The organism is Neogemmobacter tilapiae, from assembly GCF_014652215.1.
GTDB lineage: Bacteria > Pseudomonadota > Alphaproteobacteria > Rhodobacterales > Rhodobacteraceae > Neogemmobacter > Neogemmobacter tilapiae.
The window spans coordinates 346,779-360,315 of sequence record NZ_BMYJ01000004.1 but is presented as its reverse complement, the minus strand read 5'-3'; the positions used below and the strand labels follow the sequence as shown (position 1 = coordinate 360,315).

The following is a 13,537-nucleotide window of genomic DNA, read 5'->3' as shown; positions in this document are numbered from 1 at the left end:
CGTTGGACCGCAGCGCAGGGGCAAACCTTAACACAAAACAAACACACAAGGTCGGGGCCCGTCCCGACTCTTGCCCCCAAACCCATCCAAAGGCCCCCTATGCGTGCCCTGATCGTCGCCCTCCTCCTCGCCTCCCCCCTCCATGCCCAAACCAAAATCTTCCGCGATGATTTTGCGGGCACTTCCGGCCCGGTGAACGCCGCCGTCTGGCAGGGTGAGGGCCATGCCCAAGGCTCGGGCCAGTTCACCGGCGCAGGCGAAAAGAACGGCAACGGCAAGGCGGTGCTGGCCGTCACCAACCCGCACCCGGACGACGCCGAAACCTTTGCCCAACAGGTGATGCGCACCAAGCGGACCTTCCTGCCGCAGCCCGGCGAAACGCTGATCTTTCGCACAAGGCTTGCGATGCCGCATGATCAATCGGGACTGGTGCATTCCATCTTTCTTTATTCCTCCTTCATGGATGGCAGCACCCTGCGCTCCAACGAGATTGACTTTGAATGGATGACGAACCAGACGGCGGGCAGCACGAAAGACAAGGTTCTGCTGACCACCTGGGTCGATTGGAACAACAATGCCGACACTTACAATGTGGTGGGCAGCCCGCTTTACGGCACCCATGCAGCGCTGAACCCGCCCAACCGGGGCGATGCGGGCGAGTTTGCGGTCTATGAAATCGAATGGTCGCTGAAACGGGTGGCTTGGTACAAGGTCAGTCCAAAGGGCAAGCGGCAGCTTTTGGGCGAACGCAAGGGGCGGGCCTATGCGCCGCAAAGGCCGATGCATCTTTATTTCAACACCTGGGTTCCGGGGCCGGGCTGGGTGGAGGCGTTTGACCCTTCCTTGGTGCCCAGCGTGGGGCAAGCGCCAGTGCGTTGGCGGATGGTGGTGGACTGGGTCGAGGTGCTGCGGCGCAAGGACAAACAGGGTTAAGAAACTCTTTAGAGAAATTGAAATATCTTTTTTATTCATATATTTAGCTTGCTTTTCACGCGTGAAAAGCAAGAAGGGGGTCATATTTTCCTGACTATCGCCAAGGATCGAACCGTGGTCTGCGTTTCAAAGAAAACCAACCGAGAAAGGACAGACCATGCGCCGCCTCCTTGCCCCCGTTTTCACCCTGACCTTCACCGCCCAAGCCACCCTCGCCTGCGTCCTGCCCCCGCCGATGATCGGGGCGGTTTTCGTGGATCCGGCGGCGAAAGGGGGAGAGTGGCGGTTCCTTGAAATCGGCAGCCTGCCCCTGCCCGAGCAACCCCTGATGCTGACCCTGAACGAAGACGGCCAATTCCGGGCCCGCGGCTGGTGCAACGATCTGACCGGCCCCTACCAAGGCGACCCCGTGATGCTGGACCTCGATCCCGTGGTGGAACCCGTCGCCCATTGCGACGCGGAACTCGAAGACTTCGACAACCAGATGCAGGCCCTGCTGCAAAACGTGACCCTCTACAGCCTGTCCAACGAGGGTCAGACCCTACACCTGACCACCGCCGACAGCCAACAGATCACGCTGGAACGGCTGACCGACAGCTAATCCTTGCCCACGATGCGATAGCTGCCCTCAGGCAGGTTCAAGGCCGCCGCCAGATCGCGCAACTGGGCCTGCGACAGGGTGATCCGGACCGGTTCACCCGTTTCATCCTCCTGTTCCAGCGTCACACATTCCTCGAACGCCAGAATCGTGATGTCTTCCTGCAAGGGAAGCGCACTCCCCTCCTCCCCCTCATCGATCAGGGTGATCACGGTCGCGTCGAATTCGTGTTCGATTGTAAACATGGGCTCAGGTTAGGCGGGGAAACGGCCCGGCGCAATCCCGCTGAAATCCCTGTGATCGGCCTGTTCGGTCGGCCTGCAACCGCCTATCATTGGGAAAAAAGGCAGGCAGCGCATGATGTATCGATTCCTTTCCGTTGGCTTGGCGGTTCTTTTGTCGGCCTGTGTGCCCACAACCGAATTGCCCGGCCCGGAACAGACCCCGCGCACCACAGGCCCCATGCCTTCGCCCGCCGTTCAGCGCCAATTTGTGCAGGTCGTGAACCGGATCGAGCCCATCGCCGAACAGCTTTGCCGCGAAACGACGCGCGGCGTGAATTGCGATATCCAGATCGTGGTGGACACCCGCCCCGACCTGCCCCCGAACGCCTTTCAGACGCTGGACGAAAGCGGCCGGCCGATCGTGGGCTTTACCCTCGCCCTGATCGCCGACGCACGGAATGCCGACGAACTGGCCTTTGTCATGGGGCACGAGACAGCCCACCATATTGCGGGACACATTCCCCGTCAGGAACAATCCGCGATGGCCGGCGCCATGATGGGGGCCGTCCTCGCCAGCATGTCTGGCGCGGATGAGGCCGGTATCGCCCAAGCCCGCGATGCAGGGGCGGTTCTGGCGGTGCGAAATTACTCGAAAGACTTTGAGCTGGAGGCCGATGCCTTGGGCACGCAAATCGCTTGGGCCGCGGGCTATGATCCGGTGCGCGGCGCGCAGTTCTTCAATCGCCTACCAGATCCGGGCGACCGCTTTCTGGGTAGCCACCCACCGAATGCCCAAAGGATCGCTTTGGTGCAGAAAACGGTCGCGCGGCTGGAGGCTGGCCAATAGGCCAGCCCAACGCTAGGCTTTGACCAAACGGGGGCGAGGCATGATCGAGGATTTCAAGCGCTGGGGCAAAACCGCGCGCTACAGTTGGCAGGGATGGCGGGCAACCTGGGCGCGAGAGAAATCTTTGCGGCAATGGGCGGGCCTGAACGCCGTCTCGGCGCTTGCGGCTTGCCTGATGGATCTTTCGGGCGGTGAGCGCGCCTTGATCCTGGCGCTTGGTATTCTGATTCTGGTGGTGGAGCTTTTGAACACCGCCATCGAGGAAACGGTGGATTTCGTTTCCGAAGCGCATGATCCACGCGCGGGGCGGGCCAAGGATGCCGGGTCAGCGGCGGTGGCGGTGACGGCTTTGGCCTGGCTTGTGGCTTGGGTGGCGCTGCTCCTCGGCTAGTTTCGGCTTGGTTGCGCAATCAGCCTTGCACGCGCAGCATTCGCCCCCGTAATCGTTGTGCAGACGGGGGAGGAAACCATGTCCTACAACAAGGTCTATGCCGAATGGCAGGCCGCGCCGGAGCAATTCTGGCTGAACGCTGCGCGGGAAATTGATTGGGTGAAACCGCCCAGTCAGGCGCTCCAGGCCGACCGCGCACCGCTTTACGAATGGTTTCCCGATGCATTGGTGAACACCTGCCATAATGCCGTCGACCGGCATGTTCTGGCGGGTCACGGCGATCGGGTCGCAATCATCCATGACAGCCCGGTGACGGGCCGCAAGGAACAGATCACCTACGCCAATCTGCAAGACCGCGTGGCCCGTCTGGCGGGGGCCTTGGCGGCGCGGGGTGTGGGCAAGGGTGACCGGGTGGTGATCTACATGCCCATGGTGCCCGAGGCTTTGGTCGCGATGCTGGCCGTGGTGCGGTTGGGGGCAGTGCATTCGGTGGTGTTCGGTGGATTTGCGGCGCATGAACTGGCGGTTCGGATCGACGATTGCACACCAAAAGCGGTGATCGCCGCCACCTGCGGAATCGAACCCGCGCGGATCGTGCCCTACAAGCATCTGCTGGACGATGCCCTGTCTCAGGCCAAGCACAAGCCCGATTTCCAGATCATCCTGCGCCGCCCGGAACATCCCGGCGACATGCGCCCCGGCGATGTTGAATGGAACGAGGCGCAGCGGGGGGTCGAGCCCGCCCCCTGCACCCCCGTCCGCGGCACTGATCCGGCCTATATCCTTTACACCTCGGGCACCACCGGCGCACCGAAAGGCGTGGTTCGCCCCACGGGCGGCCATCTGGTCGCGCTGAATTGGACGATGCGGCATATCTACAATGTCGGGCCGGGGGATGTGTTCTGGGCGGCGTCTGATGTCGGTTGGGTCGTTGGCCATTCTTACATCTGTTACGGCCCGCTGATCGCGGGTTGCACCACCGTCGTTTACGAAGGCAAACCCGTGGGCACCCCGGATGCAGGGGCCTTCTGGCGGGTGATCAGCGAACACAAGGTGCGCACCTTCTTTACCGCCCCCACCGCCCTGCGCGCCATCAAGCGGGACGATCCCGAAGGGCTTTTGCCCGGCCACTATGACCTAACCGCCTTGCAAGCCGTGTTTCTGGCGGGGGAAAGGGCCGATCCCGATACGATCCACTGGGCCACGCGGCATCTGCATGTGCCGGTGATCGACCATTGGTGGCAAACGGAAACCGGCTATGCCATCGCCGCCAACCCCTTGGGGATCGAGGAATTGGCGATCAAGGTCGGCAGCCCCACCCGGGCCATGCCCGGCTATGACATCCGCGTGCTGGATGAGGGTGGGTATGAGGTTCCGCCCGGCACCTTGGGGGCCATTGCCCTGCGCCTGCCACTGCCCCCGGGCACGCTGCCCACGCTTTGGAATGCCGAGGATCGGTTCGCAAAGGGCTATCTGTCCCATTTCCCCGGCTTTTATGAGACCGGCGATGCGGGCTTTGTCGATGATGATGGCTATGTCTTTATCATGGCCCGGACCGATGATGTGATCAACGTCGCGGGCCACAGGCTTTCCACCGGAGCCATCGAAGAGGTTCTGGCCGCGCACAAGGACGTGGCCGAATGTGCGGTGATCGGTATCAGCGATGCTTTGAAGGGGCAGGCCCCTTTGGGCTTTGTCTGCCTGAACAAGGGCTGCAACCGTGACCATGCGGAAATCGCACGTGAATGCGTGGGGTTGGTCCGCGACCAGATCGGCCCCGTGGCCGATTTCAAACGCGCGCTGGTGGTGGACCGCCTGCCGAAAACGCGGTCGGGCAAGATCTTGCGGGCGACCATGGTCAAGATCGCGGATGGGCAGGACTTCAAGATGCCCGCGACGATTGACGACCCGGCCGTGCTGGAAGAGATCAGGGCGGCATTGAAGGGGGTGGGGTTGGGTTAAAGCGCCTTGGGCGGAAGTTGCCGATTGTGGGCGACGGTGATCACTTCGATCCGTTGGTTGCGCACCACACGATAGTGGATCCGATAAGGCAGCCCCGGCACCGACAGGGCGCGCGTTGGGCCGTTTTGCCAAAGCATACCCAATTCAGGGTGATCCCCCAGCATTTCCGCGGCAGCCAGAATGCACGCCATCACCCGTTCCGCGGCCCGAATGTTGTGAAAAGCAATGTGACCTTGAATGGCGCGAAGCCGATCACGGCTGCGGTCGGAGAAAACGACCGGCAAGGTTCCGGTCATTCCAACCCGAGATCTTTGCGCAAATCCGCAAGCGCAACCGTCTTGCCTGCGTCCAAGTCAGCCTCGCCTTGTACCAGTTCGGCCTGCAACCAAGCCTCGTACCCCGCAACAGACGGGGCCACCGCAGCAGCGGCCTCGGTCCATTCTTCAACGGCATTCAGGGGAGCTTGCTTGTTCATGCGCCGAAGATAGCGCGAGAGATTGAGAAATTCAACGCCATCCCGCGGTGGGCTTCCCCGGCCCTACCCCCAAACCGCCTCAAACTCCCGCCATTCGCCCTTGCTCAGCCCGCTGGTTTCCTGCGTCACCACTTCCCCCGCCAGACGGCGTTTTAGCACCGCAATCGCCTTGCCCGACAACGTCACGCCGCCCATCCGGTAATCCTCGAACGCGGCAAAGGCCAAGGGCACCCAGTCCTTCACGCAGGCGGCAATCGCTTCGGCATAGACCCGGATTTCGTATTGCGCATGGGCATCGGCCCGCAGGCGCAGGAAATGGAACAGGTTGTGCAGGTCCACCTTCCAATACCATTGCGTATAGATGTTCGCAGGCAGGTTCATCCGCGCCAGTTCCCGCGCCAGCCCCTGCTGCCCATCCTGTGACAGCATCGATTCGTAGTGGTCATAGGCCCGGTTCGCATCGGATTTCAGCAGATCCAGCACCCGTGCCGCCTCGGCCCCCTCCAACACCGCCCCCCGGCCCTGATTGTTCACCGTCGACTGCGCGGCCAGTTGTTCGGGTGCCGGGATATAGAACTCCCGGTCCAGAATCGAATAACGCCCCGAATATTCGTTCACATTCGCCGTCCGGTGCCGGATCCACTGCCGCGCCACAAAGACCGGCAGTTTCACATGCAGTTTCACTTCGCACATCTCGAACGGTGTCGAATGCCAATGCCGCATCAGATAGCGGATCAGCCCCTCATCATTCGACACATGTTTCGTGCCCGCCCCGTAAGACACCCGCGCCGCCTGCACGATGGCACTGTCATCCCCCATATAGTCCACCACCCGGATAAAGCCGTGGTCCAGCACCGGATGGGCGCGGTACAAATGCGCCTCCATACCCGGGCTGGTGGCGCGCAAGGTGGGTTGCGCCTGTGCCCGCAATGCATCGATTTCGGCCTGTTGTTCGGGGGTCACGGTCATGGCGGGAATCTATCCTGTGGGGCTGCGGGAACTCTGTCCACTCTATCTGGTGTCAGCCCTGCGGTGAAGAGAGCAGGCGGCAAAAGTTGTCCACATGAACCTTGTGACGCAAGCCTGCAACGAGCAAGGAAAATTCCCAAAGACGGTTGACTTGAATGGCCGAAATAACCGACAGTTGCGCGGAATAAGGCCGCAAGGGCCATGGCGGAGAGATGGACATGTGGAAACAATTTGCAGTGCTGGCGATGGTATCCTCGCTGGCCGCATGCTCGGGCGACACGCCGGGCTCGAATGGCGGCGGCGGCTCGTCGGGGAGCAACATGTTGCCTTCGGCGATCAAGGGCGGTGTGAACCAAGCCAGCTACAATGCGGCCTCCAATTCACTATCGGTCAATTTTGATGTGCTCGACGCCTCGTCGGTTGAGGCAACTTTCCGTCGGGCATCGCAGTTGGACGTGCCGGGCTACAAGGCCTTTACGCTTCAAGAATCAAAGACGCAGCGGAGGCTGACAGCCTATTTCTCAGAGAAGGAAGGCGTCACCGCAGGCATCGTGGCGGACGGTTATCAATTCGTGAACCATGTGGGCGGCGCATCTGTCCAGCGGACTGGCAGCTATTCGCAGCCTTCCTCGGGGCTGGCGACCTATGAAGGGCGCTATGTTGGCCTGATCAACGCGGCTTCGAACAATGGCGGGAACCTTGATCCGAGGTCTCCGGTGCGTGTTGTGGGCGTGGTCCGGATCAACGCCGACTTTACGAACGGCGCGATCAACGGCGGCGTGGACAACCGCCGCGTTGTCGGTCCGGCACCGTTTACCACCACGGAAGATTTCCGTTTTATCGGGCTCGAGATCACAAAGATTAAGTCCGATGGCAGCTTTGTCGGGAAAGTCACCGATCCAACCGGCTCGGCGATTGGGGATTATGCTGGTCTGTTCGGCGGTCAGAACGCCAAGAATGTTGCGGTCGGTCTGGATTTCGATCCGGGTGTCGGCGGCAACGGCAAGGAACACGGTGTGATCGTGATCGGCTGCAAGAAGATTAAGAAGGGCGTGCCCTGCAATTGAGAGGCCTGCTGGTCATCTTTTTTCTGGCCCTGGGGGTTCTCCCGGGGCCAGTTTTGTCTGAGCAACCTGCGGATCAACGGGTTGATCTTACCATCGATGAAGCCAGGGCCTTGGCGCTTCAGTTTCTTGAGGCGGGCGATTCTTATCGTGCAACGGTCTTGGCTGACGGGTTGTTGCAGCGCGACCCAAATGACATGCAGGCCCTGCATGTGAAAGCCTGGGCCGCCGTATTGGCCGGGGCCCCTGTGCAGGCCCGGCCCTCAGCTTGGAAATTGTATCAGGTTAGCCGCAACGATCCCGCCATGCGGCAAGAGGCGGCCAAATTGCTGGCCAAAGTGGCTTATGACCGGCAGAATTATGGTGTCGCCATGTGGTGGTTGCGGCGGGCAAGCGATTTTGCGACCCATCCCGAAGAACTGGCCGAAATCGCGGACAGCATCGGCAACATTCGCAGCCAATCGCCATGGCGTATCAATCTGGCGTTTAGCGCCACGCCATCCAGCAATGTGAACGGCGGCAGCAGCGAAACCGGGGGATCGGGCGAGTGGTTCGGCATCCCCATCGAGCTGCGCTATGATGATTCGGCCCAAGCCATTTCTGGCATCGAAATTGGTGGGCAGTTGGACGTCGCCTATCGGGTGGCCCGATCAGACAAATCACAAACAATGCTGGGCGTTCGCGGTTTGGGCAGCAGCGCGTTCCTGACCGAAGACGCCTTTCGCGAAGTGATGAGCGCCGATGGCGATCGCGAGCAGATCAAGGTTAGGGGCCGCGACTTTTCCTATCAGGCGGTCGAAATTTATCTGGCCCATAGCATGCGGCCCGCCTCGGGCAACGGCCTTTATGTCCTTTCGGGTCGATTGGGGCACAGTTGGTCGGCGGGTTCACCCTATACGGCCTATAGTCAGATCGAAGTGACCCGCTATCTGCGTTTTGGCGACAAGATGACGGCGACTTTGGGCGCGGACATCCGGCAGGTCGATTATTTCGACAGCGACATCCGGGACTTGACACCCAGCCTGCAAGGCGAATTGGCCTTCGACTTGCCGTCGGGCGATGGTTTGGCGGTTGGTCTTTCAATCAGCGATACCCGATCCAACAATGCACCGAACGAAAGCCAAGAGGCGGAACTGAGCCTGAACTACAGCTTGGGCAAGCCGGTGGGCGCTTTCGAGATCAGCGGTGGCATCAGCGCGAATGTCGAAATTTTTGACGTGGCCAATCTGGGGGGGACACGCTTTGGCGAGCGGAAAGATTATGGTGTGAATGGACAACTGACGCTGGGCCTGCCCGAGGCGCAGGTGATGGGTTTTACGCCGAACTTTACCATCTCGGCGGGGAAAACCTGGTCGAACGTGAATCGGTTCAAGACGGTTGACCTTGGCGTTGGTTTCGGGTGGGAGTCGCGGTTCTAGGGCCAAAACGGCCGAAACCTGCGAGGATGACATGCCCCTAAAATATCTGCACACGATGGTGCGCGTGCTGGACTTGGAAAAATCCATGGCGTTTTACCGGCTGCTGGGGCTGGAGGAAACGCGGCGGATCGATAACGAAGGCGGGCGTTTCACACTGGTCTTTATGGCCGCCCCTGGCCAGCCGGAATGCCCGGTGGAACTGACCTACAACTGGGATGGCGATGATGGGCTGCCCTCGGACAGTCGCCATTTCGGCCATCTGGCCTATGAAGTGGACAATATCTATGAAACCTGCGCCTTCCTGCAAGCGAATGGCGTGGTGATCAACCGTCCGCCGCGCGATGGGCGGATGGCCTTTGTCCGCAGCCCTGACAATGTTTCCATCGAAATTCTGCAAGCGAACGGTTCGCTGGCCCCGATGGAGCCTTGGGCCAGCATGGGCAACACTGGCCATTGGTAAGGTGAAAGGCCCCTTTGGGGGCCTTTCTTTCAGAGACCCTTTGACTGATAGGTCTGCGCGACCCGGCCAATCGACACAAGATAGGCCGCGACGCGCAGATCTTCCACATCGCCCCGGCTGTGCCAGACCTCGCGCATGGCGCGGTAGGCCCCGCGCATCGTGTCATCCAGCCCCGACCGCACCAGCGCCAATTCGTCCGATCCCGTCAGGAATTTCTGCTTGAAGTCGGGGGCCAGCGTCCAGCCGAGGCCCTTGTCCGATGAAAGCCGCTCCAACTCTTCCACAATCAGGGCGGATCGTGCCTCTTCCGCGCGGCGCTGCATGCGGCCAAAGCGAATATGCGACAGGTTCTTGACCCATTCAAAATAAGACACGGTGACGCCGCCCGCATTGGCGAACATGTCGGGGATGATCACCACGCCCTTTTGCCGCAGGATTTCATCGGCGCCAAAGGTGATCGGCCCATTCGCCGCCTCGATGATCAGCCGCGCCTTGACGCCCGCCGCATTGCCCTTGTGGATCACCCCTTCCATCGCAGCCGGGATCAGGATGTCGCATTCGCCTTCCAACGCCTTGGCCCCTTCGGCCAGATGATTGCCGCCGGTAAAGCCCAGAATGCTGCCCTTGTTGGCATTCATATGCTGGCGCAACGCCTCGACATCCAGACCATTGTCATTCAGCACCGCGCCATCCCGTTCGATGATGCCGACGATCTTTGCGCCATCCTCCTCAGACAGGAATTTGGCGGCATGATAGCCCACATTACCCAAACCCTGCACGATGATCCGCTTACCGGCGATGCTGCCTGAAAGCCCCGCCTTGGCCATGTCTTCGGGATGCCGGAAAAATTCCCGCAGCGCGAATTGCACCCCCCGGCCCGTCGCCTCGACCCTGCCCTGAATGCCCCCCGCATGCGGCGGTTTGCCGGTGACGCAGGCTTTGGCATTGATGTCGGTCGTGTTCATCCGCGCGTATTGGTCGGCGATCCAGGCCATTTCGCGTTCGCCCGTGCCCATGTCGGGGGCAGGCACGTTTTGCGCTGGATGGATCAGGTCGCGCTTGATCAGCTCATAGGCAAAGCGGCGGGTGATCTGTTCCAGCTCGTGCTCGTCCCACTGTCGCGGGTCAATGCAAAGACCGCCTTTCGATCCGCCGAACGGCGTTTCCACCAACGCACATTTATAGGTCATCAGCGCGGCCAGCGCCTCCACCTCATCTTGGTTCACCGACAGGGCATAGCGGATGCCGCCCTTGACCGGTTCCATATGTTCGGAATGCACCGACCGATAGCCGGTGAAGGTTTCGATCTTGCCCCGCAGCCGAACTCCAAAACGCACGGTATAGGTCGAATTGCAGACCCGGATCTTCTGCTCCAACCCAGGGGAGAGGTTCATCAAACGCGCCGCCCTGTCGAACATCAGATCAACGGATTGGCGGAAGCTGGGTTCACCTGTGGCCTGCATCATCGTTCCTTCCCTGTTTGTCGCAGATTGCACGCGAATCGTTACCCTTTGGTGTAGCCGTTTTTGCGGAAGGATGCGTAATATTTGGGCACTCGAAGAAGCGGGGCAGACACGATTCGCGCAACACTGGCCCTGCAAACGTTGCCGCTACGGAAACATTCATCGCCAAAATCGACAAATAGCGGCAAAATTACACTGTTTTTCCACGACTTACGACCAAAGCGCCATATTTCCGCCCCAAAGCTTGCGGTATCTGATTGATGGGGAATAGTCTGCGCCATCGGGCGCCGGGTACGTCTGCTTTGAAAACATTTTCCGCCGCGGGGGTGGTGACCATGATCATCGAAAGTCTGTGCCGTTTTGTAGGTAGTAAATCGGAAACAAAAGGCCGCTTGCGGCAGCTTGTCCACAACTATCGGCGCGACGAAAGCGGCGCGATGCTGATCTTCGGGCTGATGCTCTTGATCTGCATGTTGATCATCGGTGGCTTTGCCGTGAACATGATGCGCTATGAGCGTGTCCGTGTCGACTTGGCCCAGACGCTCGACCGTGCCGCCTTGGCCGCGGCCAGCCTTTCACAGACCCTGAACCCCGAGGATGTGGTGAAGGACTACATGAAAAAGGCCGATATGCTTCCCCTGCTGAAAGAGGTGAAGGTGACCGCAACGGCCAATGGTCGGATTGTGGAGGCGAATGCGCGTGTGGACGTGCCTTTCTTCATGGCCAAAATGATTGGCGTCGATGATTTGCCCGCCTATGCAGGGTCTAAAGCCCGCCAGGACATCACCGATCTGGAAATCATGCTGGTGCTCGATATTTCGGGTTCGATGGGTGAAACGGATGGCAATGGATCGACAAAGATTGCTGCCCTTCGCAAAGCCGCGAAAGAGTTCGTGGCTCAAATGATCACGGCAGATTCCAAAGATCACATTAGCATCGGCATCGTTCCCTACAACGCACAGGTTAATTTGGGCCCGAAGCTGATTTCGCGCTACACAGTTGATGCATCTGCGGCGGTTCCGAATGGCGGAACTTTGCCGCATGGTCGTAATGACATTCACTGCCTTGATTTGCCGGATGCGGCCTTCGCTCAGCGCGGCATTTCGCGAACAGATTTGATGTACCGGATGGCCCGTTCTGACACGTTGAGCGGCATTTCCGATACAGGCATGGACGAAAAGCGGTCGGCGGACCTGACCAACGACCAATTCTTTTGCGGCCCCTACAACACCAGCGAATTGGCGACAAAGCCGCCGTCGGCAGGCTATGTTATGATGCCGACCAGCGATACAACGGTTTTGAACAACAAGATCAACTCGCTGTGGGCTTCAGGCAATACATCCATTACCTTGGGCATGAAGTGGGGTGTTGCGCTGATCGACCCGAGCGCTGAAACAATCTACGACTACTTTGTCGGAACGGGTGACATCCCTTCAGTGTTCGCCGACCGTCCCTTTGCTTACGACAAGGAAGACTCGCTAAAGGTTATCGTTCTGATGACCGACGGTACCCACGTGGCGCACAGTCGCATCAAATCACCATTCAACGCAGGTATGTCCCCTATCTACAAAGATAGCAGCGGGAACTACGCCTTGCGCGTCGAGTGGTCGGCAATTAATGGCAATACCAACTTGCGGAATAGGACCGGTGGTGCAGCTTGGTCGCCGGCGAACGTTCCGTGGTACTTCTTGCCACACCTACAATCGTCTTGGTCCAATAGCCCGACAACCATCCGTTCGCAGGCATGGAGAACGTCGCCGGGGACGGGGGCAAAGCAATTGTCTTGGGCAGAAGTCTGGGCCGAACTGACCCCACAATGGGTGGCTTGGCATCTGTATGCTCGGGGCTTTGGCGGGAACGATTCAGCGGCGCGCAGCAATACTTACAACGACGCTCGTTGGACACAGATGGTTGGTGAGTGGAAATCCGTCGGTCAAATGGACGCTCAGCTTCAGGCGACTTGCACTTTGGCGAAGACAGCTTTTGACTCCAATTCGAACCCCGTCGTCGTCTTTGGCATCGCCTTCAATGCGCCCTCCGCTGGCGAAACGCAGATCAAGAACTGTGCCACTAAGCCGACAGAACCCTATTTCTTCAAGGTTGAGCCGGGTGGCATGACGATCTCGGAGGCTTTCTCGACCATTGGCTCGACCATCAACAACCTGAGGCTGACCCAATGATCCGGGCCAGCAAAAATCCAGTCGCGCAGTTTCTGCGCGACGAACGGGGAACGGCCAGCGTGGAATTCGTGCTGGTCGTTCCCTTCATGCTGTATTTGTTCATCATGGCCTTTGAATCCGGCATGTTGATGATCCGCAACGTGATGCTAGAGCGGGCGTTGGATATCACCATGCGCGAAATTCGCGTGAACATCCTGCCCAACCCGACCTTTGCCGAAGTCAAAGCCAAGATCTGCGAAAGGGCGGTGGTGTTTTCCAGCTGCACCTCGACACTGGTCGTGAATATGGAAACCGTCGACATGGACACTTGGATCATGCCGGCAGGAAGCATTCCCTGTATGAACCGGCCCGTGCCGATCAAGCCACCGGAAGAGCTGTATAAGAACCCAACCGATCCGAACGAAGTCGTTATCGTGCGGGCCTGTATCCAGGCGAAAATCATTGTGGCAAACACCTTTGGCTATCTGGGCCGGATGTTGCCGCATGATGCGCAAGGCCGCTATTGGCTGACCTCGGTTTCAGCCTTTGTGAACGAACCTAGCTAGGAAGGCAG

At 59.6% G+C, this 13,537-nt stretch carries 15 protein-coding genes; 10 read left to right on the top strand and 5 right to left on the bottom strand.

What is annotated here, in order from left to right; translation table 11 throughout:
- The first annotated feature begins 99 nt into the window (after positions 1–99).
- Both IE095_RS08690 and IE095_RS08685 read left to right on the top strand, forming a co-directional pair.
- On the top strand, positions 100–933 hold the full coding sequence (locus IE095_RS08690; RefSeq protein ID WP_189411229.1) for a glycoside hydrolase family 16 protein: 834 nt from the start codon (positions 100–102) through the stop codon (positions 931–933).
- A gap of 157 nt (positions 934–1,090) precedes the next feature.
- Positions 1,091–1,534, top strand: coding sequence for an META domain-containing protein (locus IE095_RS08685; protein ID WP_189411228.1), 444 nt, complete (start codon positions 1,091–1,093; stop codon positions 1,532–1,534).
- Here IE095_RS08685 and IE095_RS08680 read toward each other — a convergent pair.
- Positions 1,531–1,776 carry a DUF8831 family protein gene (locus IE095_RS08680; RefSeq protein ID WP_189411227.1) on the bottom strand — a complete coding sequence of 82 codons (246 nt, stop codon included), beginning with the start codon at positions 1,774–1,776 and terminating at the stop codon, positions 1,531–1,533. The two genes, IE095_RS08685 and IE095_RS08680, sit on opposite strands and share 4 nt — an antisense overlap.
- 115 nt (positions 1,777–1,891) lie before the next feature.
- Between IE095_RS08680 and IE095_RS08675 the strand changes: the two genes are divergently transcribed.
- The 3 genes from IE095_RS08675 (at position 1,892) to IE095_RS08665 (ending at position 4,955) form a co-directional block, all read left to right on the top strand.
- Entirely contained in the window at positions 1,892–2,602 is a 711-nt protein-coding gene (locus IE095_RS08675; protein WP_189411263.1) for a M48 family metallopeptidase, read from the top strand.
- A 40-nt stretch (positions 2,603–2,642) separates the two neighbouring features.
- Positions 2,643–2,993, top strand: a complete 351-nt coding sequence (locus tag IE095_RS08670; RefSeq protein ID WP_189411226.1) for a diacylglycerol kinase — start codon at positions 2,643–2,645, stop codon at positions 2,991–2,993.
- Between the two features lie 78 nt (positions 2,994–3,071).
- Complete coding sequence (locus tag IE095_RS08665) at positions 3,072–4,955, top strand: AMP-binding protein (protein WP_189411225.1); 1,884 nt, start codon at positions 3,072–3,074, stop codon at positions 4,953–4,955.
- Here IE095_RS08665 and IE095_RS08660 read toward each other — a convergent pair.
- The 3 genes from IE095_RS08660 to thyX form a co-directional block, all read right to left on the bottom strand.
- On the bottom strand, positions 4,952–5,251 hold the full coding sequence (locus tag IE095_RS08660; protein ID WP_189411224.1) for a type II toxin-antitoxin system RelE/ParE family toxin: 300 nt from the start codon (positions 5,249–5,251) through the stop codon (positions 4,952–4,954). The genes IE095_RS08665 and IE095_RS08660 overlap by 4 nt on opposite strands.
- The gene (locus tag IE095_RS08655; RefSeq protein WP_189411223.1) at positions 5,248–5,430 is read right to left on the bottom strand and encodes a hypothetical protein; all 183 of its coding nucleotides are present in this window, start codon (positions 5,428–5,430) and stop codon (positions 5,248–5,250) included. The genes IE095_RS08660 and IE095_RS08655 overlap by 4 nt, the downstream gene beginning before the upstream one ends.
- Before the next feature lie 63 nt (positions 5,431–5,493).
- Positions 5,494–6,399: an FAD-dependent thymidylate synthase gene (gene thyX / locus IE095_RS08650; RefSeq protein WP_189411222.1), complete on the bottom strand. Its 906-nt coding sequence runs from the start codon at positions 6,397–6,399 to the stop codon at positions 5,494–5,496.
- A 212-nt stretch (positions 6,400–6,611) separates the two neighbouring features.
- Between thyX and IE095_RS08645 the strand changes: the two genes are divergently transcribed.
- From IE095_RS08645 to IE095_RS08635, 3 genes are all read left to right on the top strand, one after another.
- A complete protein-coding gene (locus IE095_RS08645) occupies positions 6,612–7,466 on the top strand; it encodes a hypothetical protein (protein ID WP_189411221.1) in 855 nt (284 codons plus the stop codon).
- A gap of 110 nt (positions 7,467–7,576) precedes the next feature.
- A complete protein-coding gene (locus IE095_RS08640) occupies positions 7,577–8,881 on the top strand; it encodes a tetratricopeptide repeat protein (protein WP_229804651.1) in 1,305 nt (434 codons plus the stop codon).
- A 31-nt stretch (positions 8,882–8,912) separates the two neighbouring features.
- Positions 8,913–9,341 (top strand): VOC family protein, encoded by a 429-nt coding sequence (locus IE095_RS08635; RefSeq protein ID WP_189411219.1) that lies wholly within the window; start codon positions 8,913–8,915, stop codon positions 9,339–9,341.
- Positions 9,342–9,370: 29 nt separating this feature from the next.
- On the opposite strand, the gene IE095_RS08630 is transcribed toward IE095_RS08635, so the two are convergent.
- Positions 9,371–10,804, bottom strand: coding sequence for a Glu/Leu/Phe/Val family dehydrogenase (locus IE095_RS08630; protein WP_189411262.1), 1,434 nt, complete (start codon positions 10,802–10,804; stop codon positions 9,371–9,373).
- 335 nt (positions 10,805–11,139) lie between these two features.
- Here IE095_RS08630 and IE095_RS08625 point away from each other — a divergent pair, with 335 nt between their 5' ends.
- Both IE095_RS08625 and IE095_RS08620 read left to right on the top strand, forming a co-directional pair.
- Entirely contained in the window at positions 11,140–12,984 is a 1,845-nt protein-coding gene (locus IE095_RS08625; protein ID WP_229804660.1) for a TadE/TadG family type IV pilus assembly protein, read from the top strand.
- A complete protein-coding gene (locus tag IE095_RS08620) occupies positions 12,981–13,529 on the top strand; it encodes a TadE/TadG family type IV pilus assembly protein (RefSeq protein ID WP_189411217.1) in 549 nt (182 codons plus the stop codon). The genes IE095_RS08625 and IE095_RS08620 overlap by 4 nt, the downstream gene beginning before the upstream one ends.
- The last annotated feature ends 8 nt before the right edge of the window (positions 13,530–13,537 follow it).

Bases quoted from the DNA above. Each gene is read 5' to 3' on its own strand.
- IE095_RS08675 (WP_189411263.1), top strand. From the start codon at position 1,892: ATGTATCGATTCCTTTCCGTTGGCTTGGCGGTTCTTTTGTCGGCCTGT.
- thyX (WP_189411222.1), bottom strand. From the start codon at position 6,399: ATGACCGTGACCCCCGAACAACAGGCCGAAATCGATGCATTGCGGGCA.
- IE095_RS08620 (WP_189411217.1), top strand. From the start codon at position 12,981: ATGATCCGGGCCAGCAAAAATCCAGTCGCGCAGTTTCTGCGCGACGAA.
- IE095_RS08660 (WP_189411224.1), bottom strand. From the start codon at position 5,251: ATGACCGGAACCTTGCCGGTCGTTTTCTCCGACCGCAGCCGTGATCGG.
- IE095_RS08690 (WP_189411229.1), top strand. From the start codon at position 100: ATGCGTGCCCTGATCGTCGCCCTCCTCCTCGCCTCCCCCCTCCATGCC.
- IE095_RS08625 (WP_229804660.1), top strand. From the start codon at position 11,140: ATGATCATCGAAAGTCTGTGCCGTTTTGTAGGTAGTAAATCGGAAACA.
- IE095_RS08630 (WP_189411262.1), bottom strand. From the start codon at position 10,804: ATGCAGGCCACAGGTGAACCCAGCTTCCGCCAATCCGTTGATCTGATG.
- IE095_RS08655 (WP_189411223.1), bottom strand. From the start codon at position 5,430: ATGAACAAGCAAGCTCCCCTGAATGCCGTTGAAGAATGGACCGAGGCC.
- IE095_RS08645 (WP_189411221.1), top strand. From the start codon at position 6,612: ATGGACATGTGGAAACAATTTGCAGTGCTGGCGATGGTATCCTCGCTG.
- IE095_RS08680 (WP_189411227.1), bottom strand. From the start codon at position 1,776: ATGTTTACAATCGAACACGAATTCGACGCGACCGTGATCACCCTGATC.
- IE095_RS08685 (WP_189411228.1), top strand. From the start codon at position 1,091: ATGCGCCGCCTCCTTGCCCCCGTTTTCACCCTGACCTTCACCGCCCAA.
- IE095_RS08635 (WP_189411219.1), top strand. From the start codon at position 8,913: ATGCCCCTAAAATATCTGCACACGATGGTGCGCGTGCTGGACTTGGAA.
- IE095_RS08670 (WP_189411226.1), top strand. From the start codon at position 2,643: ATGATCGAGGATTTCAAGCGCTGGGGCAAAACCGCGCGCTACAGTTGG.
- IE095_RS08665 (WP_189411225.1), top strand. From the start codon at position 3,072: ATGTCCTACAACAAGGTCTATGCCGAATGGCAGGCCGCGCCGGAGCAA.